At 42.2% G+C, this 24,031-nt stretch carries 22 protein-coding genes, 1 pseudogene and 1 riboswitch; of the genes and pseudogenes, 13 read left to right on the forward strand and 10 right to left on the reverse strand.

The features are described from left to right. Positions 1-308 precede the first annotated feature (308 nt). Positions 309-641, reverse strand: coding sequence for a hypothetical protein (locus ADA55_RS17340; protein ID WP_034306570.1), 333 nt, complete (start codon positions 639-641; stop codon positions 309-311). A gap of 354 nt (positions 642-995) precedes the next feature. Here ADA55_RS17340 and ADA55_RS17345 point away from each other — a divergent pair, with 354 nt between their 5' ends. The 5 genes and pseudogenes from ADA55_RS17345 (at position 996) to ADA55_RS17365 (ending at position 5,424) form a co-directional block, all read left to right on the forward strand. Continuing rightward, complete coding sequence (locus ADA55_RS17345; RefSeq protein ID WP_048686180.1) at positions 996-1,652, forward strand: 5-bromo-4-chloroindolyl phosphate hydrolysis family protein; 657 nt, start codon at positions 996-998, stop codon at positions 1,650-1,652. Beyond that, the gene (locus tag ADA55_RS17350; protein WP_048686182.1) at positions 1,649-2,821 is read left to right on the forward strand and encodes a toxic anion resistance protein; all 1,173 of its coding nucleotides are present in this window, start codon (positions 1,649-1,651) and stop codon (positions 2,819-2,821) included. Before ADA55_RS17345 ends, ADA55_RS17350 begins: the two co-directional genes overlap by 4 nt. 11 nt (positions 2,822-2,832) lie before the next feature. Then, positions 2,833-3,402, forward strand: coding sequence for a nitroreductase family protein (locus ADA55_RS17355; protein WP_048686185.1), 570 nt, complete (start codon positions 2,833-2,835; stop codon positions 3,400-3,402). Between the two features lie 620 nt (positions 3,403-4,022). Continuing rightward, positions 4,023-4,100, forward strand: a pseudogene (locus ADA55_RS31440) (SEC-C metal-binding domain-containing protein); the annotation flags it as partial. Between the two features lie 325 nt (positions 4,101-4,425). Then, positions 4,426-5,424, forward strand: a complete 999-nt coding sequence (locus ADA55_RS17365; protein WP_034306043.1) for a S8 family peptidase — start codon at positions 4,426-4,428, stop codon at positions 5,422-5,424. 42 nt (positions 5,425-5,466) lie between these two features. On the opposite strand, the gene ADA55_RS17370 is transcribed toward ADA55_RS17365, so the two are convergent. Together ADA55_RS17370 and ADA55_RS17375 are read right to left on the reverse strand one after the other, a co-directional pair. Further along, the gene (locus ADA55_RS17370; RefSeq protein ID WP_048686186.1) at positions 5,467-6,129 is read right to left on the reverse strand and encodes a YcnI family protein; all 663 of its coding nucleotides are present in this window, start codon (positions 6,127-6,129) and stop codon (positions 5,467-5,469) included. A 19-nt stretch (positions 6,130-6,148) separates the two neighbouring features. Then, positions 6,149-7,783: a copper resistance CopC/CopD family protein gene (locus tag ADA55_RS17375; RefSeq protein ID WP_048686187.1), complete on the reverse strand. Its 1,635-nt coding sequence runs from the start codon at positions 7,781-7,783 to the stop codon at positions 6,149-6,151. A gap of 314 nt (positions 7,784-8,097) precedes the next feature. Between ADA55_RS17375 and ADA55_RS17380 the strand changes: the two genes are divergently transcribed. Then, on the forward strand, positions 8,098-9,579 hold the full coding sequence (locus tag ADA55_RS17380) for a cadherin-like beta sandwich domain-containing protein (protein WP_048686189.1): 1,482 nt from the start codon (positions 8,098-8,100) through the stop codon (positions 9,577-9,579). Between the two features lie 59 nt (positions 9,580-9,638). Here the strand turns inward: ADA55_RS17380 and ADA55_RS17385 are convergent, their stop codons facing one another. The 3 genes from ADA55_RS17385 to ADA55_RS17395 form a co-directional block, all read right to left on the reverse strand. Further along, positions 9,639-11,264 carry a PAS domain-containing sensor histidine kinase gene (locus ADA55_RS17385; protein WP_048686191.1) on the reverse strand — a complete coding sequence of 542 codons (1,626 nt, stop codon included), beginning with the start codon at positions 11,262-11,264 and terminating at the stop codon, positions 9,639-9,641. Positions 11,265-11,381: 117 nt separating this feature from the next. Next, a complete protein-coding gene (locus ADA55_RS17390) occupies positions 11,382-12,038 on the reverse strand; it encodes a TVP38/TMEM64 family protein (protein ID WP_048686193.1) in 657 nt (218 codons plus the stop codon). A gap of 123 nt (positions 12,039-12,161) precedes the next feature. Beyond that, on the reverse strand, positions 12,162-12,647 hold the full coding sequence (locus ADA55_RS17395) for a QueT transporter family protein (RefSeq protein ID WP_048686195.1): 486 nt from the start codon (positions 12,645-12,647) through the stop codon (positions 12,162-12,164). Positions 12,648-12,653: 6 nt separating this feature from the next. Then, positions 12,654-12,698: riboswitch (PreQ1 riboswitch) on the reverse strand. Positions 12,699-12,870: 172 nt separating this feature from the next. On the opposite strand from ADA55_RS17395, the gene ADA55_RS17400 reads away from it, so the two are divergent. Further along, positions 12,871-13,392: a YbaK/EbsC family protein gene (locus ADA55_RS17400; protein ID WP_048686199.1), complete on the forward strand. Its 522-nt coding sequence runs from the start codon at positions 12,871-12,873 to the stop codon at positions 13,390-13,392. A gap of 109 nt (positions 13,393-13,501) precedes the next feature. Next, positions 13,502-14,314, forward strand: coding sequence for a hypothetical protein (locus ADA55_RS17405; protein ID WP_048686200.1), 813 nt, complete (start codon positions 13,502-13,504; stop codon positions 14,312-14,314). Between the two features lie 83 nt (positions 14,315-14,397). On the opposite strand, the gene ADA55_RS17410 is transcribed toward ADA55_RS17405, so the two are convergent. Beyond that, positions 14,398-14,697: a DUF3892 domain-containing protein gene (locus ADA55_RS17410; protein ID WP_034306021.1), complete on the reverse strand. Its 300-nt coding sequence runs from the start codon at positions 14,695-14,697 to the stop codon at positions 14,398-14,400. Positions 14,698-15,003: 306 nt separating this feature from the next. On the opposite strand from ADA55_RS17410, the gene adhP reads away from it, so the two are divergent. Further along, positions 15,004-16,017 (forward strand): alcohol dehydrogenase AdhP, encoded by a 1,014-nt coding sequence (gene adhP / locus ADA55_RS17415; protein ID WP_048686219.1) that lies wholly within the window; start codon positions 15,004-15,006, stop codon positions 16,015-16,017. A 42-nt stretch (positions 16,018-16,059) separates the two neighbouring features. Here the strand turns inward: adhP and ADA55_RS17420 are convergent, their stop codons facing one another. From ADA55_RS17420 to ADA55_RS17430, 3 genes are read right to left on the reverse strand one after another with little or no spacing between them, the layout of a single operon-like run. After that, positions 16,060-17,487 carry a sigma-54-dependent transcriptional regulator gene (locus ADA55_RS17420; RefSeq protein WP_048686206.1) on the reverse strand — a complete coding sequence of 476 codons (1,428 nt, stop codon included), beginning with the start codon at positions 17,485-17,487 and terminating at the stop codon, positions 16,060-16,062. Position 17,488: 1 nt separating this feature from the next. After that, positions 17,489-19,108, reverse strand: a complete 1,620-nt coding sequence (locus ADA55_RS17425) for a GAF domain-containing sensor histidine kinase (RefSeq protein WP_048686207.1) — start codon at positions 19,106-19,108, stop codon at positions 17,489-17,491. A gap of 12 nt (positions 19,109-19,120) precedes the next feature. Then, the gene (locus ADA55_RS17430) at positions 19,121-20,269 is read right to left on the reverse strand and encodes an iron-containing alcohol dehydrogenase (protein WP_048686208.1); all 1,149 of its coding nucleotides are present in this window, start codon (positions 20,267-20,269) and stop codon (positions 19,121-19,123) included. Positions 20,270-20,539: 270 nt separating this feature from the next. On the opposite strand from ADA55_RS17430, the gene ADA55_RS17435 reads away from it, so the two are divergent. The 4 genes from ADA55_RS17435 to ADA55_RS17450 all read left to right on the forward strand — a co-directional run. Further along, positions 20,540-21,943 carry a M28 family peptidase gene (locus ADA55_RS17435; protein WP_048686210.1) on the forward strand — a complete coding sequence of 468 codons (1,404 nt, stop codon included), beginning with the start codon at positions 20,540-20,542 and terminating at the stop codon, positions 21,941-21,943. A 237-nt stretch (positions 21,944-22,180) separates the two neighbouring features. After that, positions 22,181-22,606, forward strand: a complete 426-nt coding sequence (locus ADA55_RS17440; protein WP_048686212.1) for a YwqH-like family protein — start codon at positions 22,181-22,183, stop codon at positions 22,604-22,606. Then, the gene (locus ADA55_RS17445) at positions 22,606-22,893 is read left to right on the forward strand and encodes a YwqI/YxiC family protein (RefSeq protein ID WP_048686214.1); all 288 of its coding nucleotides are present in this window, start codon (positions 22,606-22,608) and stop codon (positions 22,891-22,893) included. The genes ADA55_RS17440 and ADA55_RS17445 overlap by 1 nt, the downstream gene beginning before the upstream one ends. Continuing rightward, a partial coding sequence (locus tag ADA55_RS17450) for a ribonuclease YeeF family protein (protein ID WP_048686216.1) occupies positions 22,890-24,031 on the forward strand: 1,142 nt, incomplete at its 3' end. The genes ADA55_RS17445 and ADA55_RS17450, both read left to right, overlap by 4 nt.

A 24,031-nucleotide genomic window follows, 5' to 3' on the forward strand; every position in this document is an offset into this window, starting at 1 on the left:
TCAACCACACCTCACTACTTGGTAAATAGCAACAAAGTATGTGAAAACAGTCATTTTCTTATAAATAACTTGATGAATTCAGCGGGAATATGGCTGATTCCTATTTTTTATTTTGCAGATCAGTATTGTAACTACTTTTTTAAAGCAAGTAGCAGGATTCACATTTAAGGCGGCGAAAACAATAGTGAAATCGTAAAGCTTTGTAACCCTGGACAAGGGTTTGGTGAACCTTTGAAGATTAATCAATCGTTTGATTAAATCTCAAATGAAAAAGCGGGAGCTCGCAATGAGCTCCTGCCTTTCCTTCATTAAAAACCATCATCTGTTGCGGTGAAGGGGATGTTAAGGTTTCTTTCCACGGCCCGAAGTCTTTGATTCAGTCTGTTTAACCTATTCGTATGTCGCTGGTCCGCTTGACTTAGCCTGGTGATTTCCTGGTTAATGCGGTTCACTTCACGATTTATCCGCGTGATTTCTTGGTTCTGCCGATTGAGTTCCCTCGTTTGACGCTCGTTTTGACGCTCAAGTTCCCGGATTCTTCTTTCAAGTTGTTGAGGCTGCCTTTCAATATCGAATTGGTCTGGCACCTGGCTATATGGATTTTCTTGTACCTGCTGAAAGTTCCAATCTTGCTGTGGCATATAATCAAATCGTTCAGGCTGTTGGAAGTATGGGTTGAAATTTGGTTCAAAGTACTGATGATTTCCATTTTGTTGTGGATAAGGATAAAATCCGTATGAATTCATGGTCAACTCTCCTTTTTAAAATCAGGATGGATACCCTATAACTTATGTCAGTTCCGGTGAAGTGACTAGGCGTTAGCCCATATGAATGGGAAGAAGAGGTAATTCACAGAAAAAATTTCAATAAATTTGCAGAAACCATCCGGTTCCTATATCGTTTAGGATAGGAGAAATTCTTTTTTTCATCTTGAAACCAATTCCAAGGATAATCCGTATATAAAGAAAAGAGTGTAAGTCAGGAGTGTAATGATAATGAATCGATTTCTTGCTGATTTTGTTCCGATATTGATTGCATTTCCAATGGTTTTGCCGGTTTGGATGGTTAGCTATTTCGTATTGAATCAACCGTTTGCCCTGTCCGTTGTCATATCTTTAGCAGGAGGGGGACTTGCATACTGGCTGAGTTCCGTATATTTTTCATCAAGATACCTCAAAAAACATGAATTGACGAGAAAAGAATATCAATATATAAAGAAAAATTTAATCGAAGCAAAACCGAAGATATGGAGGGTGCAAAAAGCACTAATCTCGGTCAGGCATATCTCTTCTTTTAAACAGAGGAAAGAGATGATTAAAATGATCAGGAAAATATACAGTCTGACAAAAAAAGAACCGAAGCGGTTTTATCAGGCAGAACAGTTTTATTACTCGCATCTGGATTCTGCCATGGAGCTTGCGGAGAAATATGTTTTTCTAGCACAGCAGCCAAAAAAGAATAGGGAACTCGAACTTTCCTTAACGGAGACTCGTAAAACTTTAAAGGAACTCACTAATACGATAGAAAAGGATTTATATAAAGTGATTGCCGATGATATCGATAACCTTAACTTCGAATTGGATGTTGCTAAGCAATCCATTAAAACTAGAAAAGAGTCACAAGTAATTGATGAAAGCAGGAGGTTAAAATGAATAACAATGATCCAAACCTGTTGAATAAAACGAATAACGCCAGTTTGATCGATGACCTTTTAGCCAATCCATTTGATGGGGTGCAGGAGCTTGAGAAAGTATCTTCCCAGGAAGCGAAACCGGTTAAACTGATTGATGTCATTCCTGAAGAGAACAGGGCAAAGGCTTATCAGCTTGCCGAACAAATCGACCCAACGAATCATCAGGCAATGATATCCTATGGTACACCCGCCCAATCAAAGCTCCTGACCTTTTCTAATTCCATGCTTGAGCATGTCCAGAAAAAAGATGTGGGTGAAGTGGGCAGCATTATCAATGATTTAATGAAAAAGTTAAACGAACTCAGCCCGGATGAGTTAAAACCGGATAAGCCCTCATTTTTTGCGCGTATGTTCGGGAAGCTCTCGGGATCTGTACAGGAGGTGCTATCCAAGTATCAAAAAACCGGTGCCCAAATCGACCGAATCAGTGTAAAACTCGATCGGAGCAAGAATATCCTGTTATCGGATATCGTAATTCTCGAAAAGCTATATGAAACGAATAAGGAATATTTCCAGGCATTGAATGTCTATATTGCAGCTGGGGAAATCAAACTCGAAGAAATCCATGAGAAAACGATTCCGGAGCTAAGGAAGTCCGCTGAATCAAGTAATGATCAAATGAAGTTTCAAGAAGTAAATGATATGCTGCAATTTGCTGAACGGTTGGATAAAAGGCTTCATGATTTGAAGTTGAGCCGTGAAATCACGATCCAAAGCGCACCGCAAATCAGGCTGATCCAAAACACGAATCAGGCACTAGTCGAAAAAATCCAATCTTCGATCATGACAGCCATTCCACTTTGGAAAAACCAGGTTGCGATTGCACTGACCCTAATCAGGCAAAGGCATGCTGTAGAAGCACAAAAACAGGTTTCCAAGACTACAAATGACTTGTTATTGAAGAACTCCGAGATGCTGAAAACGAATACCATTGAAACCGCAAAAGAAAATGAGCGCGGACTTGTCGATATAGAAACATTAAAGAAAACTCAAGCCAACTTGATATCCACGCTTGAGGAGACCATGCGGATTCAAGAAGAAGGCAGGCATAAACGCCGTCAAGCTGAACAGGAATTGGCGTCAATGGAAAATGAACTGAAACAGAAGCTATTAGAGATAAAGGGATAAGGGGAGATAATATGGAGACTATCGAGGCTATAAAAACGAGAAGAAGCATTGGAATCGTTAAGCAAGATCCGGTTCCTAAAGAAATGATCGAGCAAATCATTGAAGCCGGAACATATGCACCCAATCATCATCGGACGGAGCCTTGGCGTTTTTTTGTTTTGACAGGGGAAGGAAGAAATAAACTTGGGCAGGTATTCGAAGAAATAACAAGAATCGAAAATGCTGATGATACCCCCGAAAGTTTAATCAGCAAGCTCGAAAGGCAAAAAAAGAATCCATTAAGGGCTCCAGTCATCATCGCAGTGGGCATAGAGCCTAGTGATAAGAATAATGTCCTCGTGGCAGAAGAATATGCGGCTGTGAACAGTGCCATCCAAAATATGCTTCTTGCAGCACATTCTCTAGGTTTGGGAGCAGTATGGAGAACGGGGAAAATAACTTATCATGACAAGGTCCGTGAATTTTTCAATTTATCCTCTAAGGGAGAGGTATTGGCTTTCATATACTTGGGTTATCCTGACATGGAGCCGAAACCTGCTAAGAAAACACCGATTGATGAATTGACCACATGGATCGGTTGAGGATTAGGGGCTGCATCAGTTTATAGACACTGATGCAGCTTTTTTTTATTGCATTCAATAAGGCTTCCTTAATTATGCTTTTACTGAAAGGGATTTGACTTTGTCAGCCTTCGTTTCAAGTGACGATTGATGAATTAGGTTGTACAATACAAAGGAAGAATAAATTTTGATGAATTAGGATGTGTCTATAGATGAGAACGATTGATCCATTTGAGATACTCGATGGAAAAGCGATAAAATATTTGGATGTGTTTGGCGTTGAGGATGGCATTGCTTTAAAGAGTAAATACGAAGATAAATCGTATTGGATATATGATTATTATTGCATGCATCAGACTTGTGATTGCCAGGAAGTATACCTTGAATTCGTTGAGGAGCTTAAAGGCAATAAACAGGCGGGACAGCATTTTGGAGTGAGGGTTTCTTTCGGGGATAATCAATTCGTCCTGGAGGATTATAATATTTCGAAGCAAAAGGCGATGGATATCGCGGAAGATACGCTGAAGTACAGTAAAGATGTAATGGAGTTATTTAAACAGCGGTATCAGCAAATGAAGGAAAAAGGCACGCAAATTATCACGGAAAGTGCAAAGGCAGCTAAAATGCCGCATGTTCATGCAGAACCGGTCATTGGCAGAAATGAGCCTTGTCCATGCGGAAGCGGGAAAAAATACAAAAAATGCTGCGGTGCAGCTTAACATCTTGGAAGCTGACTCGATTCGGAGTCGCTTCTTTTTTATTGGAAAAGTGCGTGCTTGGGAAAAAAATGAGAAAAAAGTGTAGTATTAAACGAACATTTGTTCTATAATGAGAGAGTACCAGATAATTACACAAAAAGAAATAAAAAGTAGTCATTTAGACGGAATTTTCCAAAAACTTCTTTTTTATTTTCATAAATCTGGTATATATAAGAGAGAAGAGTTTTTTGATCTCATCTCTTTCAACGGTAGACGGCAACCAGACGGGATGAAATCCCTGCACTGATGGCAGTTTAACTTATTGAACGAAGGAAGGGGTAATCAAATGACAAGAGAAAAAAGATTAATACCTTACAAAGTTCTTGAAGTAATGGAAACGGTGAAAGAGAAGATTCCTGAGGGTGTCGAGCTTGTGAAAGCACCGGCAATTTGGGAAAAAAGCAGTTATGGTGAGGGCGTGGTAGTTGCCGTCATTGATACAGGCATTGACAAGGGACATCCAGACCTCAAGGAAAGAATCATTGGCGGGAAGGATTTTACCAATACCGGGGATTATCAAGATGATAACGGACATGGGACACATGTTAGCGGTACGGTTGTTGCTGCCATTAATAATGCTGGTGTAGTGGGAGTGGCTCCGAAAGCAAGCATATTAGCGTTAAAGGCACTAAATGGTCAAGGACAAGGCGACATTGATTGGATTAATGGTGCTCTAGAGTATGCCATCAATTGGCGGGGACCAAATGAAGAAAAGGTTTCGGTTATTTCACTTTCGCTTGGCGGACCTCCCGATGAGACTGAACACAAACTCATTCAAAAGGCCCTTCAGAACGATATCCTTGTTGTTTGTGCAGCTGGAAATAGCGGTGATGGGCGTCATGAAACGGATGAATTGGATTATCCAGGAGCATATCCCGAGGTAGTGGAAGTGGGGGCTGTGGATTTAAGCAGAAATTTAGCGGATTTTTCAAATACGAATGATGAAATTGACTTGGTGGCGCCAGGGGTTGATATTCTCTCTACGTATCCAGGAAATAAATATGCCAGGTTGAGCGGAACGTCAATGGCTACGCCTCATGTAAGCGGTGCGGCAGCTCTCTTGAAAGTGATTGCTGAAAAAGAATTTGAGCGCAATTTAACTGAAGCGGAATTATATGCACAGCTGGTGAAAAGTACGGAAGATCTGGGAATAAGCAAAAAAGCGCAGGGAAATGGACTGCTTAACTTAACGATTACGGAACAAAGAGCTGAAAAATCGATTAAGATTACGATAGAATCAGAAAATCTAAAGTTACCGAGTAAATCGGTGGTCATGGAATATTAGAGAAAAAAGGTGCCTCAATTTTTGGGGCACCTTCCATAATGATTATTTTTTATTTTTCCTTAGAGCTGCAAAAAGCGCTACAATGGAAAGAATTAATGATGTGACAGCCAGGGTAATGATCAGCGTTTGGTTGCCATCACCTTCTGTTGTTGCTGCATCCTTTGAATTGTCAGGTGTCGTGGAATCATTAGTGTCAGCTTCATCTTCGTGACCATGGTCCGCAGGTTCTGCATCAGCCTTGGGTGCAACCGTGATTTCCGTTACAGAATGCGGTAGGTCTGAGCCTTCTTCACCGCTCCATTCAACAATTTCACCATCTTCGTAATATTGAAATGCATCCCAGGCAACATTCGTTTCTTCTTTGGGATTTTGTGCTACAAAAGAGAATTGCTGGAATTGTCCAGCAGCTATTCCTTTGTCAGTTGCTGCCCAAGTTACCGTTTTTACATGCCCATCTTTGTCACCTTCTGTCGTTACTTTCCATCCCGGTACAGGCTGATAGCTTTCAAAAGTAACCCCTTCAGGTACTTTTAAAGTCACCTTTGTAGTGGCAGTTTCTTTTTCTACGGGTACTTTAATTGTATAAGTTTCCCACGCCTCAGGTGCAGATGAACTAGGCTTGACCGTAACGTGAGCATATGCTGAACCCGAAAAAATTAATAATGCAGCAAATGTAAAAATAAGTAGCTTTGAAATGTTTTTCATTTGTATAAATCCCTCCTAGTTATGAATTCCCTATGAAAATTATAAAATCAGCATTGATTGAATCCAGGCTTTCAGTCAATCCATGAACATGGATATTCCACTTTCCTGGCATGGTTAATATAGACTTTGATGTAAATGTCCCTGTTTGTTTCTCCTTCATTTGCAGCTTTATTTCACCGCGTGGCGTATCCAATGGCTGCATCGTGATCGTAAGCTGCTCTATTTCAGCAATTGGCTTGCCTTCATTGGATAGATTTACTTGAATCAGGTTATCCCCGACTTCATTTGGCGTCACCATTAATGTAACCTCGTTATTTTCTTCAGTCCGTACCGTTTTTTCAATGGGGCCGGGAGAAGACATGGCAGTTTGGACATTTGTCAATAAAGCTGCAATGAGAAGGATGACGATTCCTAAACCAAACTCCATTCCCACACTATAACCAAGTTTTTTCGTTTGCTTTTTCCCTCTGAGAAAATGAAAGCCGCCTAAAACGATCATGATTAACATGAGACCGATTTTCGCTAGTAACAATTGGCCATATGTTGTGTTAAACATTGAATGGATAGTTGGTACATGCTGTAAACTGCTATATATTCCGCTAATAATCAGGATGATTACAAACAGAAATGCCCATTTGGAAAACCTTTGAATGATCGACCAGTAAAAGGTTTTCTTATCTTCTTGGACTGCCTGCCGATCTGCAAGCCCAGGTAAAATCACCAATAAGGCCATAAGGCCGCCGAGCCATAAAGCCATGGACAATAAATGAAGGAAATCCATCAAAACGGCCAGAGCCTGATTGGGAACGGCTGCTGTATGTCCGGTGAAAGCCTTACAAATCATCAAGCTGGCAATTATGATGAATGAAATGATAGGTAGTGATTTATTCAATGAGTTCTCGAGCATGAAATAAATTACTAAAAATAGAAGCAGCAATATTAGAATTTCCATGATCCAGATCGTTCCAAAGTTTGTAGCATTCAATACTTCCTTTATATAACTAACATTAAATGCATCGGTCCAACCTACCCCAGCATCGATCGTAACTCTTAAAGGCAGACTGCAGAAGATGGAAAATGCTAAACCAGAATATGCAAGCCAAAGGTATAGACGGGTTCTTCTGCTGGCTTCAAAAAGTCGAGAATCCTTCATTAGCGATAATCTGAAAAAAAGGATTCCGGTAAGGGCAGCGAAGCATATGTATTGTAGACTTTGCAGCATAACGTTGATGGAATTCGGAAAACTTTCATTCACTTCGGAATTATTTTGATCTGATAGGCCGGCCGAATCTCCGAATTGAAAGGGAATTGTTCCTTCAATGGGATGGCCATCACTCGAAACCACTCTCCATTTAATATAGTAAATCCCTTCATCGATCCTGCCCTTCCACTTAGCTTCCAGTATTTTTTCACTCTGTTCAGAGATTGTACTGTCTTGAGTTTGAATTTTTTCTCCATCTTGGCTGAATACCTCAAGCGAATGAAAAGCTGGTTGTATATTCTCGCTGAATTGAATGGTGATCTTTTCAGGAAGAGTATCCATCGCTTCATTCGGGCTAGGATTAGAGCTGATTACTGTAGCATGACCGGAAGCCATTGCCGGGTATAAAAGCAAACTGAATAGGCTGACTACCAGCCATAAATATTTTTTCATCTTGGTGTGCCATCATCCTTTCATCCGATTATGTAAGCCCATTATAAAAGGAAAATGTGAAAAAACAGTGAAAATAATTTAGTTATCTAAAGGCAGTTTAAGAGGTTCGCTAGAAAATGAGAACAATAAGTTTTAGTTTTAGTTTTGCCTTCGACTCCAGTATAGCCATAAATAAGTGGTGGGAATTCCACTTTGCATAAAGTTTATACCAAATAGGCATCCTCCTTTTGATATAAACTCCATTAAGAAATAATTAAGGTTCCTTTAGTAATCTGAGCCTATCATGTTTAAGGAATTTGGAGGGATAGGTTTTGATGAAGAAGGGATTAAAAGAAACAAGTGTGAAGGTGATCTTGGTTGGTTCCCTTGTGGGGATGGGAACACCCACTTATATGTCAGCGGCAAAAGCTGCGGAAGGCACTTCTGTCATTTTGAAAGAGGCACAAACGGTAAATAGTCTTTCAAAGCTAGAGATTGAGGGTATGGCACTGGATCAAAAATTTACAGAAGATGTACACGACTATAGTTCAACAGTGGGGAATGATGTGGAAAAGATCACCTTGCTTGCAGCAAGCCCTAACGAGAATGCAGCCATATATGTGAATGGTTTCAAAATGACAGATGGTAAATTGAAGGATTTAACTCTTCAAACTGGCATGAATACGTTTGTAATCACCGTCAGCGATGGGGAAAATGAAACCGTAACCTATACTCTCAAGGTCGAAAAACATGAAAGTGATGATAACCTTTTAACATCGATTGGATTATCAAAAGGCTCATTAACATTCGATTCTAAAGTGACAGCTTATCATGCTTCAGTTGAAAATGAAGTCCAGTCGGTTACGGTAACTCCGACATTGAGTGACAGTAAGGCAATTGTAAAGGTAAATGGAAAGGATGCAACCAGTGCAGGTGTAAAGGTTACCCTTCCAGTCGGTAAGACAATGGTGAAGATAACCGTTACAGCGGAAAATGGTGATGAAAAAACATATACACTTACGATTACACGGGCTGCAGCCGCTTCAAAGGAAACGGAATCGAAAGCTGCTCTAAAAGAGGATGAAGTTCAAAAGGAGCCCTCAACAGGAACGAGTAAAGCCCAACCTTCCTCGGATAAGGGGAATAAATCATCTTTACCATCAGCAGGATCCTCGGATAAGGGGAGTAAAACATCTTTAACATCAGCGGAATCCTCCAATAATCAAAAGCCAAGCAGTGGTGTAATTGCACAGCAAATTGAAAGTATTTCAACACAAAAAGTGAAAACGGATTCTGTTGAGAAAGTAACGTCCGCAGATTCTTTAGGCGAGGAAGGCAATAATGGACCAGTGTTGAACAGCCTGAGGGTATCATCCGGCGTATGGAACAAATCTTTTGAATCTAATGAGCATACCTATCATATCGAGGTCGATAATGATATTTCTTCAGTCGAAATGAATGCAACGACAAATGCCAGCGGAGCAACAATTGAATATGACGGTGCGAGCAGTGCAAAAGTGAAGATCAAGGATAAAGCGAAAACGGCCATTTCCGTTACTGTTTCAAAGGATGGGGAGCGTCGTACTTACGTCCTTGTTTTCGAAAAGGATATCGATGTTGAAATGGATGAGGAAGAAACCGTGGATGATGTCAAATCAAAAGAGGGGGAAGTTGAGGCAGCGCAAACGAATACAGCTGGTATGACGGAGAGCGAAACATCCAATGATTCAGGAGGCCAGATTAATGGGAAACAACCTGTTGAGACGGTGTCATTCTTTGGGAATATAAAGGATTTCTTCACCTCCCTGTTAAAATAGGATGGTTTTGAATCCTGCAAAAAAAGGACAAGGTTCAGGCTTGTCCTCGAAATTCATATTTATATGGGCAGAATGATTTGGACCTCGGTTCCTTGGTTCAGTTCACTGTTAAACCGGACCTTTCCCCGATGCGCCTCAATGATTCGGCAACTGACTGTCAGTCCTAATCCGGTTCCTTTTTCTTTTGAAGAATAGAAAGGCTCTCCAAGATGTTTTATGCGGTTTTTTTCTATTCCGCTTCCATTATCTTTGATGGTGATGGAAAGGTTATTGTTCATTCGTTCGAAATCAATCCAAATGTGGTCGGCGGATGCCTCCATGGAATTCTTGAGCATGTTTATGAAAACTTGTTTTAATTGGTTTCCCTCACATAATAGAAGCGGTATTTCATTTTTGACAGATATTGATATTTGGGTGGGGTACGAGTCCGCCTCTGGTTTCAACAAGGTTTTGACATCATTCATCAGGTCGATGATTTGATGTTTGCTGAATGGAAGTTCCTGTGGTTTTGCCAGAACGAGTAACTCGCTTACAATAAGATTGATCCGGTCCAATTCACTCAACATGATCGTGTAGTATTGTTCATAGGGATGGTCGCTCTTTTTAAGCAGCTGGACGAAACCTTTTAAAGAAGTCAGCGGATTTCGTACCTCGTGGGCTACACTTGCGGCAAGTTCGCCGACTATCGATAATTTTTCGGTTCTTCTTAAGCGTGCTTCGGTTTCTCGAATTTGAGTGACTTCTTTAGCATAAGTAATGATTCCGACTAAATCCTCGCCAACCATCATCGGGACAAACGTACAAGAAAGTAAGATGGACTTCCCGTACTTCGTCAGGAATTCTATATCTTTCCCTTTTTTGATCCCCTTTTGGTTTTCCATGACATATTGGCATGATGTACGGATCAATTCCGCGTCTTCTGCTGAAAAATTCAAATTAATGAATGAAGCGCCATGTATTTCTTCCTGTTGAAAGCCTGTTACCGTTTCAAACCTTGGATTCACGGTCGTGATCATTCCATTTAAATCAAGCATCAGCATTGGATAAGGGTTGTGCTCAAACAATGATTTATAGCGTTGTTCGCTATCAAATAATTGATTCTCCGCGACAACTCTTTCAGATATATCCCTGCCAATGACGACTAAGCCTTTACGTGAACCATCTTCATTGAACAGGGGAACTTTAATCGTATCAAAGGTCTTGTGATTGCCATCGGGAAGAGGGATGATTTCCTCGCACCTAGTAATTTCCCCCTTTACCCACGTTTCTTCATCGGAAATTTCACAGTAGATCAACGATTCTTTATAAAATTCGGTGTATTCTGCGAGCTCACTGTCTCTTTTTCCCTTATAATCTACATGCTCCAATTGAAATAATTGCAGCCCGAAGGTATTGGATTCAAGCCATCGGCCATCCCCATCCTTGAAGTTAACGAAATCCACCATTGAATTGATGAGTGTGCGCCGACGTTGTTCCGCCTCTTTTAATCGTTTGAATTCTTCCTTTTTAGCTAAATAAAGATATAGAATTAAGCCTATTGATAAAAGGAAAACAATGCCTTCCGCCCTTTGGAGTTGAATGAAGACCTCTTTATTATGGATATTTGTAGTTAAAAAATAGTCGAATACGACTAATGTAAGAATCCCGGATAGGATATATATTGCTAAGATGGAGCGTTTGGACATGGAGATTCTCCCTGATTTTAAGACATTTCAAAGGTAAAATTACATACACATTTTAACAAACTATCGGAAAAAAATATATGCAGAATCTCTAAATAAAAAAAACAGGGGCCAATGTGGTCACCTGTTTTTTCTGAAGAAGGTTAGTTTCTTCTTCTTTTTTGCACGCTTATAGATCATGAAGAATAGTAAGAAGAGGAGTGCAAGAGCAGCTAGCGTATATTGGTTCATTTCAACAGATAGCAGCCCATAGGGAATCAGTGATAGGAAGAAAAAGTATATAAGGTTGCCAAGTGCCGTCGCCAATAAAAAGTCTTTGAAAGTGACGGTGCTGACTCCGGCTGCCAAGTTAATTAAGCTTGTGGGGATAAGCGGGAAAATCCTGCCTGTAAACACGTACATGAAGCCATGCTCCACTACAGATTCTTGCCACTTTTCACCAATCTTCTTTAAAAGAAGCTCCTGAAACCAGTTTCTTGCTGCATAAAAAATGAATCCTGAGGCAACAACACTTGTAAACCAACTCCATAGATAGCCATATATGAATCCGAATATCGTGACATTGATGGTCAGGAGCAAAATTAAGGGGATGATTGTAAAAGAATTTTGTACAAACATCAATACGAATGTCACAATAAATGTAAGCAAAAGATTTTCCTTCAATATGCCAATCACAGAATCCAAATCACTTTTCCAAACCAAAGTGAACAGTTCTGCATTAGAGTATATAAAAATTGCGATTACAAGTAGACCGATTATGGTCAGGACTTTTTTCAAAGGGCCACCACCATTCTTACTAATAGTTTATCATTTTCGAGTTCAATGGTGAAAAAAAAGAGCTGCCGCATCATGCAGACAGCTCTTTTCCATTATAGTGGCTTAACGGCGCGAAGATTCCTTTTAAAGCCACTTTTCAAACTGAATTCTTTTGTTCATTCCATAAATGATTGGCGCTCCAATCAAAAGGACAACGAACTCACCGACAGCTGTAGTCATCCAGCTTAGCCAGAATGGCAAACCAAAGGCAAGGTTCAGTTCAATTGCAATTAAAAACATTGTGAACGTGAAAAAGATAATCGTAGCGATCATACGTCCTTTAATGCCTTTTATGAAACGAGAAACATAAATGACAAGCAATAAGGCGAGCAGGGATTGCCCCACCCCAAAAATCAAATCATATGGCACCATCGGCGAAAAGAGCAGATTCGATATGAAGACTCCTCCAACGATACCGTAGATATATTTTTTATTGAATACAATCAGATGATTCAACATTTCCGGTACACGGAATTGGAACATCTCAAAAGCTATTGGTTTAAACACCAATGAGACCGCCACATACAAGGCAGCCAATAACCCGTTTATCACGAGTGTACGAACATTCATTTTACTCTCTCCCTAGTTTTTTATCGTGGGATGGTTACGAACCACGTGCAGGCGTTTACCCGATGATTAATAGTATCCCATGTAAGCTTGTTTCGTCAATTTGTAAAGAATGGTTTTAATTTATAGGTTTCCAATCAGATGAAGCAGCACAATTGGATTTTGAATTATTGCAATGAAGGATGATATTATTTCAATATGTACATAAAAAGGAGTGAATATTAATATGTCGATCGAAAGTGTCAAAAGCCATTTTAAACAATGGAATCGGGAAGGCGACGTAAAGGAGTTCGAATCATCTAGTGCAACGGTGATTGAGGCAGCGGAAACCATCGGTGTTATCCCAGCGCGGATTGCCAAGACCCTTTCCTTTAAAGGGGAAGGTGAACACGCGATTTTGGTCGTTGCCGCAGGGGACGCGAAAGTGGATAATAAGAAATTTCGTCAGACGTTCGGTTTCAAGGCACGAATGCTTTCACCTGATGAAGTGCTTGCACAGACCGGCCATGCAATCGGAGGCGTTTGCCCGTTTGGCCTGGCAAACGATTTAGCTGTTTTTCTTGATGTATCGATGAAGCGCTTCGAGTCATTGTTTCCGGCTTGCGGCAGTTCAAACTCTGCAATAGAACTTACACTCGCTGAATTATTTGAATATTCAGGTGCCAAGGATTGGGTGGATGTTTGTAAGGGGTGGGAAGAAAAAGGGAATGTGGAAACGGCAGCAGGAAATGCAGTTGATGGCATTTGATGAATGGGATGGAGTCCACTAAAGTGAATTTTATTTGCGGGGGGCCGCATGCATTTCTATTATTAAAGCGGAAAATGGGCAGAAAGTGTTCCTGATCGGAGGTTGAAAGATGTTAAATGGAAGCGAAAGAAAAAGCAATAGCAGTTATCTGAGTCTTAAAACTCTTTATGAAGAAAATATAACGGTTAAGAGCATTGCCCAGGAGCTTGTGTTTTGCCATAAAAACGATCTGGCGCTGGATATCCAGAAAGCAATGAAAAAAAAGAATTTTGATATATTGGCAGTCCAAGATCAAGGGGAAATCATCGGATATATCGAAAGGCAAGAACTAGGTGAGGGAAGTATTTCTGAATATATGAGAAACTTCTCACCAAGGGAAATGGTTTCGAATTCAACCCCTTTGATCCAGCTTCTCCATATTTTTAAGAATAAGACAAGGGTGTTCGTACTAGAGAATAATTCAATTAAAATGTTGATTACCCATGCCGACCTCCAAAAGCCTCCGATCAGGATGCTGATATTCGGATATATTACCTTATTGGAAATGAGGATGAGCGATATCATCCTGGATAGATTCGGCGATGGCAGCTGGTATCCAATGATCAGCGAAGACCGTTTAGAAAAGGCAACCGAATTATATAAAAGGAGAATCGATAAAAATGAGGATATCAATATAATAGAGTGCCTGCAAATCAGTGATAAATTCGATATTATACATAAAGATAAAGAATTGAGGCACTTCTTCCAAATCCCTTCGAAAAGTAAAGGGAGGAAGGATGCGAATGCCATCCGAAAATTACGGGATAAGATTTCCCATGCTAATGAACTGGGTCTGGACATGTCATGGATGGAAATCATCGAGGTTGTCGAGTCCTGCGGCCGACTGCTCGAAATCTCTGAATCCTATCCTTATGAAAAATAAGATCCGGCTAATCATGCTGGTTCTTTTTTTTGCGCATCCAGATAGAAAAAAACTGCCCGTATCAGGCAGTCTCCCCGAAAAACTCAAAACTCCGGCAGTTGATCCAGGTTATTTTCTTTTATCCCATCGGGCTCACTCCGTAATATGTCACGTCCATATTTATGAAAGACGTCAACGTTGGCCAGGTTGCCAGCTTTGGCTTCCGCAAGGGCTGTGGGGTAGTCGAGTTCGCGGCCGGAGTCCGTCTTGATGGCGATAATATTGTCCTCTTCATTTTTCCTTACGGCGATGATTTCTTCTTTTCCTGCTGCTGAATCACTTTGGTTTGCTTGCGGTGTTCCCTGCTGTTTATATGACTCATAGGCTTCTTCAAATTGGTCCATGTTTTAGACACCTCCTATTTATAGGGTGAACCATTTTTCCTGCAATATACAAACCGGATTTCGTCCAACTTGGGCCGTTAATTCGTCCAAATGGGCCGATCTTTCGGCACTTTTTTTTGTGTGAATGCTGTCGTCTTGGCCTTTTTGCAGTGGCATGGCACTTGCAACTATTTTAAGTAGTGCAAGTTTAAGTAGTTGGTGTAAGCAGTAGCAAGAAATAATATCCACTAGATTAAGGGAGGAATAGTAATCATGAATGTAAAACAAGGGGCAAGCACTGTAAATGCAAAACAACAGGTCAAGACAATGAAGGCGGCGGTCGTCAATGAATTTAACCAAAAACTTGAGATAAAGGAAGTACCGATCCCGGAATTGGAATATGGTGAGATATTAGTGAAAATTAAAGCCTGTGGCGTGTGTCATACCGATTTACATGCCGCACATGGTGATTGGCCGGTAAAACCCAAGCTTCCACTTATCCCGGGACATGAGGGTGTGGGCATTATAGAAAAGGTGGCGGAAGGCGTAACTTCCTTGAAAGTGGGTGACCGTGTTGGGATCCCTTGGCTTTATTCGGCCTGCGGCGATTGTGAATATTGTCTGACCGGCAGGGAAACGCTTTGCTTGGATCAATTGAATGCAGGATATTCCGTGGACGGCGGGTATGCGGAATATTGTAAAGCACCAGCCAAATATGTGGTGAAGGTTCCTGAAGGGCTTGACTTTGCGGAGGTATCACCGATTTTCTGTGCAGGTGTAACGACTTATAAGGCGCTTAAGGTATCAGAAGCAAAACCTGGTGATTGGGTAGCGGTTTATGGAATTGGCGGATTGGGACATGTTGCCCTGCAATACGCAAAAGCGATGGGCTTTAATGTCATTGCTGTCGATATTCAAGATGATAAGCTTGATCTGGCAACGGAACTGGGGGCGGATTACACGGTTAATGGGCTTAAGACCGATCCTGTACAGGCCATTAAGGATAAGGTTGGCGGCGTGCAGGCATCCATTTCTGTGGCGGTTACGAAAAAAGCATTCGAACAGGCTTACAGTTCAGTCAAGAGGGGCGGCACACTTGTTGTAGTCGGATTGCCGAATGATGAACTTCCAATCCCGATTTTTGATACAGTGTTAAATGGGGTGACTGTAAAAGGGTCCATCGTCGGGACGAGAAAAGATTTACAGGAAGCTGTTCAATTTGCGGCTGAGGGTAAAGTCAGAACGAATATTGAAACAAGAAAGCTTGATGAAATCAATGACGTGTTTTCAATGATGGAAAACGGAGAAATCAACGGCCGCATCGTATTGACGCTAGAATAGGAACAGAGGAGGAAGCCCTGGAACGGGGCATCCTCCTTTTTATTATGTCTGGCTCTTTTCATTTAATATATAACGCAATTTCCTTATGGATATTTGCAAGCGTTTGGCAGCTTCATTCCGGTTGCCGTAGGTTTTTTGCAGTGCCTGCATGACGAGCTCCTTTCCAATTGTTGATTGAAGCTGTTTGATTTCCGTAAGGATTTCTTCAAGCATCAGTTCATCCTTCTCATTAAAATCAGCCACCAGCTTTTTTCGCCACTCTTCAAGAAGGTTTTCTGTTGACTGTATCTCTGGTAACACATTTTTGTCAGGTGTGATCTGGCTGTTGGATAGTGAGATATCATTGGCGGTTATTACTGACTTATTGTCTGCAAGAGTTAGCGTGCGCATGACCACATTAGATAGTTCGCGTATGTTGCCTGGCCAGTTGTATTGCTGTAATTTTTCAATGGCTTCATTGGAAAATGAGATATCTCCATGACCATTTCTCTCAACCAAGTGACGGACAAGCAACGGAATATCCTCTTTTCGGCTCCTTAATGGCGGGATATCCAGAGTCACGACGTTCAGTCGGTAAAATAGGTCTTCCCGAAATTTATTCTTGTCCACTGCCTGCTGCAGGTTTTCATTGGAGGCCGCCACTAACCGGGCGTTCGTCCGTAATGTCACGCTGCTGCCAACCCGCATGAATTCCCGCGTTTCCAAAACCCGAAGCAATTTGACTTGAATGGCCGGACTTGCATCCGCAATTTCATCAAGGAAAAGCGTCCCGTTCCCAGCAATTTCGAAAAAACCCTTTCGCAGCTGGGTCGCTCCGGTGAAAGCGCCCTTTTCATGACCGAATAATTCGCTTTCAAGCAGGGATTCAGAGATCGCTCCGCAATTGATGCCGATAAAAGGTTCATGGTTTCGGGGGCTGGCTATGTGGATGAAGCGTGAAAGCACTTCTTTCCCGCTTCCGGTTTCTCCTTCGATTAATACATTGACAGATTTTTGGGCAACCTTGAAGGCCGTTTCAATCAAATTCTTCATTAAAGGACTTTCACCGACAATGAGTCCTGAATCCTCGGCAAGCTTATGGATGAAATGCTGGTTCAAAGCTTCATTTTCATTCAATAGGTTGTCAATCTGCCTTTCCAGTACTTCAATATCCACGAAGGGTTTTTCCATGTAATCACTCGCTCCGAGTTTCATGGCATCAACAGCGGTCTTGACGGTGCTGTATCCAGTCATGATCAGTACCTTGCAACGCGGCTGCAGCTGTTTTAGATGCTGCAGGAGGGAAAGTCCATCGCAATCCGGAAGCTTCAAATCTATCATTGCGACATCAAAACGCTGCTGATTCCAGTCGATTTCATGAAACTCCTTCCCGCTATTCACAACTTGTACGAGGTAACCTTTCATCGTAAAAAGGCGGGATAGAAAAGTCCCAACCTCTTTCTCATCGTCTACCACAAGTAAATGAACCACCTTAACATCCCCTTTCTTCCTCTGTTAGTAAGGGAAGCCTCAGGAAAAAAGTGCTTCCATGTCCTGGTGTGCTCAAAACGTCGATCTTTCCGCCATGGTCCTTGGCGATGCCAAGGCTTACAGACAGCCCCAAACCTGTACCTTTTTCACGGTCTTTAGTCGTATGAAAGGGATGGAATATGAAGGGCAGGCGTTCTTTTTCAATCCCCGTTCCGTTATCAGTCACCTGAACCACCATGAACTTGTTTTCTGAATAGGTAGTGATCGAAATCGATTTTTCCGTTTGCGCGGACTCATCCAATGCGTCCTTGGCATTCAATAGCAAGTTGATGATGATCTGTTCGATTTGCGGCTGGCTGCCCTTTATGAAAGGAAGATCTTCCTGAAGGCTAAGATGGAGGGAGATTTGCTTCTTCCCAAGTTGGTACTTCAATAGGTTCAGAACCTGGTGAATGGCCTCGTTAATAGAGTAATAGTGGAACCTATACTCATCCTGCCTAGAAAAGGTAAGCAGGCTTTTCACGATTTGCCTGCATCGGTCCCCGCAAATCTTAATGTCGTCCAATAGCATATAATCCGGATTGTCCTGTGGGGTTTTCCGTAATAAAAGTTGCGAGTTACCAAGAATGGCCGTTAATGGGCTGTTCAACTCATGGGCAATCCCAGCTGCCATTTCACCAATCGCCCCAAGTTTACCGGCATGTAATAGCTGGACTTCCATCTGTCTTCTTTCGGTGACATTTTTATAATAAGCAATGACCCCATATACTTGATGCTCCTTATTCTGAATCGGGTAAGCATGCATTTCCAAGATGGTATCATGCTGAAGGAGTATTTCCTGAAACCCTGGCTTATTAAATGAAAAGGTATCTTGAATCAGATTTTGCGATTTTTCAATTAAAGGAACCAAGTTGGAAAAGCCCCTGGCTGAATCATTGGATTGATAGACCGTTCCTTTGTGATCGAAGACGATGATCATATCTTCAACTGCCTTGAATGTATCCTCCCACTCCTGTTTGGAATGAAGAACTTCCTTATAAAGCTGGGCATTCTCCAAAGTTAACGCAAGCTGATTGGATAGTTGCTCAAGAAATTCGAGTTCAGCTTCATGCCATGTTTTCTTTTTCTTCCTGCCGAAAGTCCAAATTCCGATTTTTTTACTTTTTCCGTATAAAGGGACTAATAGAAGTGATTCGATCTCAAGAGATAATAGACGATCCTTTTCTGGGAAGTCCGGTAACTGGTTAACTTCCACCTGAATCGGCTGCTTTTCTTTCAAGGCCGATGAGAATTCCTGAAAAGGGTGTAACAGGTTTTTGGGATCCATTTCAAGATCGCAGTGACCATTAGGGCAGATGTGAAGCAGGGCAGGTTCTTCCTCATACAATATGACAAAATGACTGTCATCGAAGGTAATGAGCTGCTTAAGTTTTTCAATAACATTTCGGAGAATCTCTTGGATGTCGATTTCCATATTCATATTTTTTGTGATGTCATTCATGATTTCAAGCTGCATATTCTTCTTCTTCAGCTGATCCACGGTTTTCTTAAGTGCCGTGTAATATGTTTTCTTTGAAGATTTAACGCCTGTCATTAAATCTATCAATTCATGTTTGTTCATGCTTTTCACCTCTTATAGGGCTGTAAGAAGCAGCTGATTAATCTGTTCTAATGACATATCACGGGGGTTTGTGATCATGCAGGCATCCTCTAGAGCCGTCATCCCTATCGGATCTATCATTTCTTTCGTAATGCCGACATCACTTAAACTCTTGGGAGCCCCTATATCCCGGGATAATTCCCTTACGAAGTGAATGGCAGCCATCCCTGCTTGCTGCTCCGACAATGCCCGTGTATCGATGCCCATGATGTCTGCAATCTCGCTGAATCGCCTTGGTGAGGCAATTCGATTGAAATCCATGACATGGGGGAGGAGTATCGCATTAATTTCCCCATGCGGAAGGAGGTACTTGCCGCCTATGGCATGTGAAATGGCATGGGCAGCTCCCAAAATGGCATTGGAAAAAGCCAGTCCAGCCTGCAGGCTCGCCATCGCCATCGCCTTTTTTGCTTCCTCATTATGCCTGGATGCAACAGAGGGGCGTAAGTGGCGGGAAACGATGGAAAGCGCGTTTTTAGCTTGTACATCGGTCAAAGGTGTCGCAGCGATTGAAATATAGGATTCAATGGCGTGGGTTAAAACATCCATTCCGGTAGCTGCGGTCAAATCCGGTCCCAAGGTGGTTAAGGTGGCAGGATCGACTATTGCAATATCGGGGACGAGTGATTTTGAAATGATCGTCATTTTTTTCTCGCGGAATGAATCGACGATCACCGAAAACTGGGATACTTCCGAACCCGATCCTGCAGTGGTCATGATCATCACCATGGGCGGGAGGGGAGAGTGGACTTTATCAACACCTTCATAATCACTGATGATGCCGCCATTCGTTACTAAAAGGGCTACCCCTTTGGCAACATCCAAAGCACTGCCTCCGCCCAAACCGATGATGGCATCACATTCTTGTTCTTTAAATGTCAAACAGCCAGCTTCGATCTCCCTGTCCTTCGGATTGGTCGTCATTTCAATGAAGGTAGCAAAAGCAAGGCCTGCATCTTGGCAGGATTCAATGACTTTATCCAACCAGCCAGCATTGGCCACCCCGGAGTCGCTTACGATCAGCGCCTTTTTGGCACCCAGCCGCAAGCAGGCCTCGCCAGCTTGTTCAATCGAACCTTTACCGAAAATCACTTCCGGCATCACGAATTTAGTTATCGACATCTTTGCGCCTTCTCCCTGTGAAAATTCAATATCTTCTGTATTATTTTCCCGAAAAAGTGCGAAAATCCTGTTTGGATTACAGGTATTTTTATATATTATGACAAAGTATCGAATGGATAAAGACTTTTGGTACAGGTCAAATCACCTGATAATTTCTTGTATTTGTAAAATCGGTACTTTAGACATGCAAAATTAGGAAAAACCTACCTAGTTAGTATTTTCTATATATTGTAAAATAATGGTAGAAACTATTAAACTGGGAGGCAATCTATGAAAAAACAATTTCTGTCGTTAACATTAATTACAGCATTGACACTCGGGACAGCGGGGACAACCACCGCTTTAGCAGCACCGCATTCATCGCCGGTGATATCTAAGCCATCCACGGACAAGCAAGTCATTAAAAGAATCGATGCCGATAATATCTACAAGAATATTGAATACCTCTCACAAACACCTCGGGTGGCCGGTACGGATTCTGAGTATAAAGCCGTCCAATTCATCAAAAAGCAATTCCAATCTTATGGCTATAAAGCCGATATCGAAGAGTTCAGTTTTTTATCTTATACAGACCCAAATCTGGTCGAGCTATCCGTTGCCGGATTTGATGGGGAAATCCAAGCAAACCATTTAACCTATTCAGTTAATGGGGACCTATCCGGTGACGTTGTATATGCCGGTTTAGGAACAAAAGAAGAGCTTGAGGAAACCGATGTTGCAGGGAAGATTGCCCTTATACAAAGAGGGAACCTCACTTTTGCAGAGAAAGTATTGAATGCAGCGGAAAAAGGGGCAGCGGGAGTCATCCTATTCAATAATGCAGATGGGGAATTAAACGGGACACTCGGAGAGGATAATGACAGGTTTATTCCATCCGTCACGATCACCAAAAAGGATGGAGAAGCCCTTTTGGAAAAATTGAATGATGGAGTCAAATTGACAGCATCATTAAAAATTGAAGGAGCCCATTCAGGAGAAAAAACCTCTTATAATGTAGTGGCAACGAAAAAAGCAACAAAGAACAATAAAGCAAAAAAGAGCGATCTCATTTATATCACCGGACATCATGATTCCGTCGCGGGGGCACCCGGAGCGAATGATGATGCATCTGGAACATCCGTCACCCTTGAACTTGCCCGTGTTCTGAAGAATCTTCCTACAGATACGGAAATTCGCTTCGTCACCTTTGGGGCAGAGGAAAATGGATTGTTGGGTTCGCAGCATTATGTGGACAATCTTCCTGATGATGATATCAAGCGGACCATTGCCAATTTCAATCTGGATATGGTAGGAAGCAGGGATGCCGGAGATTTGGTCATTTTGACTAATGATGGAGAAATGAACCTTGTAACCGAGCTGGCCCAGGCATCAAGTACAAGACTGAATGGTGAGCCGACTCCATATGGACAAGGCGGCAGAAGTGACCATGTGTCATTTGCTGAGGCTGGAATACCCGCTGCTTTATTCATCCACAGTCCATCAGAACCTTGGTATCATACTCCTGATGATACCATTGATAAAATCTCAAAAGAAAAACTTCAAGATGTTGCTGAAATTGTCGGCACAGCTGTTTATGACCAAGCAAAAATCGAAGCTAAAAAACCTGATTTCAATCATAAAAAAGGGAAAAAGGTGAAAGTTCCGCATTTATTTGGCGAAAAGGAATTCAAATAATGCAGTAAATATTCAGAGGGTGCAGCCTGCACCCTTTCTTTATGTTTAAAAATGGAAATGTAGGGGTAAAAAGTCTAATCAGGAATTGGAGCGCGCGGGCTGAATTCCCTAATTCTTTAGCATAAATAGCTTATTTATCCCTATTTAACTCTAAGACTATAATCCTTATAATAAAAAAATAATGAAAAATATGACAGTCTACATAATGAGAATAGTATGTTTGAGGTGATTTTTTAGGTGTATGCAAATTCATTGAGTGAAATTCACTCTGCCCTCTCTAGTAAAACTTCCGATGTGAATGAAAAAATCAATCGTTTGGAGCAGGCAAAAAGACAAATCAAAGAAGAACAGAATGTTTGTCTTGGGGAAATAGCTAAAATTAAAAATCCGGACTTGGCAAAAAGCTGGACGGGAAACCGTGCAGAAGACTTTCAAGATGCCCGCAGTGATGCATACAAGGCAATGTCAACGATCATTCATGATGATTATGATGACTATCAAGAGAAAATCGACGGTAAAATCATGATGCTTAATATAGAGAAAAAGGCTCTGAGTGCAGCAGGTACGATAGCACATGAGGCGGATGTTCTTTTAGGCAAAGGAGAAGCCGTCATAGATCAATTGGAAAGCAAAATATCATATTTAAAAGGGTGGTTGTTTTAATGACGACAATCAAACTGAATCATCCTGCCGTAACGAAGCAAGTCAATCAAGTGAAGACGGCACTTGGTACAGTCACGCTTGGAAATTTGCCGGCAGGCGAGCTTGGCAACAATAAATTGGAATTCACATCGAAATGGATCGATCGCGAAACGAACCTGGAGAAGGTCTTTGAGCAATATATCAAAATCGTCCAGAAAAATGTGGAAGATACCCGTGCCAACATTGACTTATTAAAAGAACAGGATGAAGCCATCGCCCATACGTCTTCACATGGGTATCAGCGATGAAGATATATGAAGCCGAGACATTGACGGCCGCAACAAAGTCGCGCGCCAAGCAATATGAAGAACTAAAGAAGGAAGTCACAGCCCTGAAAAAGGAATTTCAGGGCATCGTCGGCCTGGATGACGAGTTCCAGGGAGCCGGTGCTACCGCCATCAAAAGCTTCTATGAAGCACAAATCGAGGTGGCGGACGCCTGGATGGAACTATTCACGACCCAGATCAGTTTTTTGGAAGGCATACCGGCCAGTCTGGAAGAAGCGGACCTCTCCGGAAATACGGTGGTCGAGGTCCCCTTTTTAGATGGCGAAGTCTCAAACGGCATCAACCAAGCGAAGTCGCTTGTCGATGAACAAGCGAACGACCTTCAAAGGATCCTGAATAGCATTGACGATATCCTGCCCCTTGATATGTTCGACCAAAAGGACTTTAATGAAAAAATCACGCTGGCCGGGCACAGGCTGGATGACACCGTGACAAAGGTCGAGAATGTCGACCGGCAATTGGTCGAGGAATATGATGTGTCCATCGGGCAGGAAAACGTGGCCGTTGGCCTCTTCCGTGCCTTGCTTGATGCCACCAAACAGGACGGCAACATATCGCCGATGACATTCAACCAATCGGCATTCAAGAGCAGTGACGTCTATCAAGTAAAGGATGAAGTCGCCGGTCAGATGAAAGACTATCAGACCTTCAAAAAGGAACAAGCAGAAGCCCGGAAAATCGAACAGGAAATGGAAGAACTCGAAAACCGTCCATGGTACGAAAAGGCCTGGGATACGACAAAAACCTTTACAGGGGAATTCACGGGTTATTATGATTCAATCAGGGCCTCGACCGGAGTCGATCCAGTAACGGGCCGCAAGCTGTCCGATGCCGAACGAATCGCCGCCGGCGCCATGGCCGCCGCTGGATTCATCCCCGTCGTCGGCTGGGCCGGCCGGGCCATCAAAGGCGGCAGCGCCATCTACAAAACGGCGAAAGGGCTCAACGCAGCAGACCACGCGCTCGATGCCTATAAAACGACAAAAGGCTTTAGCCTCCTCCAGAAAACCGAATACGGAATATACGGACTCCTCGCAGCCAACGGCCTTGGTGAAGCGGCCACAGGCAAAGACATGTTCGGCAACCAGCTAACCGAGGA

The sequence above is a fragment of the Bacillus sp. 220_BSPC genome, assembly GCF_001054655.1.
Classification (GTDB): Bacteria; Bacillota; Bacilli; order Bacillales; family DSM-1321; genus Peribacillus; species Peribacillus frigoritolerans.

Excerpts from the sequence above, each read along its gene's own strand:
- ADA55_RS17370 (WP_048686186.1), bottom strand. The coding sequence starts at position 6,129 with ATGAAAAACATTTCAAAGCTACTTATTTTTACATTTGCTGCATTATTA.
- ADA55_RS17435 (WP_048686210.1), top strand. The coding sequence starts at position 20,540 with ATGAAAAAACAATTTCTGTCGTTAACATTAATTACAGCATTGACACTC.
- ADA55_RS17410 (WP_034306021.1), bottom strand. The coding sequence starts at position 14,697 with ATGGACCAATTTGAAGAAGCCTATGAGTCATATAAACAGCAGGGAACA.
- ADA55_RS17380 (WP_048686189.1), top strand. The coding sequence starts at position 8,098 with ATGAAGAAGGGATTAAAAGAAACAAGTGTGAAGGTGATCTTGGTTGGT.
- ADA55_RS17385 (WP_048686191.1), bottom strand. The coding sequence starts at position 11,264 with ATGTCCAAACGCTCCATCTTAGCAATATATATCCTATCCGGGATTCTT.
- ADA55_RS17345 (WP_048686180.1), top strand. The coding sequence starts at position 996 with ATGAATCGATTTCTTGCTGATTTTGTTCCGATATTGATTGCATTTCCA.
- ADA55_RS17375 (WP_048686187.1), bottom strand. The coding sequence starts at position 7,783 with ATGAAAAAATATTTATGGCTGGTAGTCAGCCTATTCAGTTTGCTTTTA.
- ADA55_RS17400 (WP_048686199.1), top strand. The coding sequence starts at position 12,871 with ATGTCGATCGAAAGTGTCAAAAGCCATTTTAAACAATGGAATCGGGAA.
- adhP (WP_048686219.1), top strand. The coding sequence starts at position 15,004 with ATGAAGGCGGCGGTCGTCAATGAATTTAACCAAAAACTTGAGATAAAG.
- ADA55_RS17445 (WP_048686214.1), top strand. The coding sequence starts at position 22,606 with ATGACGACAATCAAACTGAATCATCCTGCCGTAACGAAGCAAGTCAAT.
- ADA55_RS17405 (WP_048686200.1), top strand. The coding sequence starts at position 13,502 with ATGTTAAATGGAAGCGAAAGAAAAAGCAATAGCAGTTATCTGAGTCTT.
- ADA55_RS17350 (WP_048686182.1), top strand. The coding sequence starts at position 1,649 with ATGAATAACAATGATCCAAACCTGTTGAATAAAACGAATAACGCCAGT.
- ADA55_RS17395 (WP_048686195.1), bottom strand. The coding sequence starts at position 12,647 with ATGAATGTTCGTACACTCGTGATAAACGGGTTATTGGCTGCCTTGTAT.
- ADA55_RS17425 (WP_048686207.1), bottom strand. The coding sequence starts at position 19,108 with ATGAACAAACATGAATTGATAGATTTAATGACAGGCGTTAAATCTTCA.
- ADA55_RS17430 (WP_048686208.1), bottom strand. The coding sequence starts at position 20,269 with ATGTCGATAACTAAATTCGTGATGCCGGAAGTGATTTTCGGTAAAGGT.
- ADA55_RS17340 (WP_034306570.1), bottom strand. The coding sequence starts at position 641 with ATGCCACAGCAAGATTGGAACTTTCAGCAGGTACAAGAAAATCCATAT.
- ADA55_RS17355 (WP_048686185.1), top strand. The coding sequence starts at position 2,833 with ATGGAGACTATCGAGGCTATAAAAACGAGAAGAAGCATTGGAATCGTT.
- ADA55_RS17365 (WP_034306043.1), top strand. The coding sequence starts at position 4,426 with ATGACAAGAGAAAAAAGATTAATACCTTACAAAGTTCTTGAAGTAATG.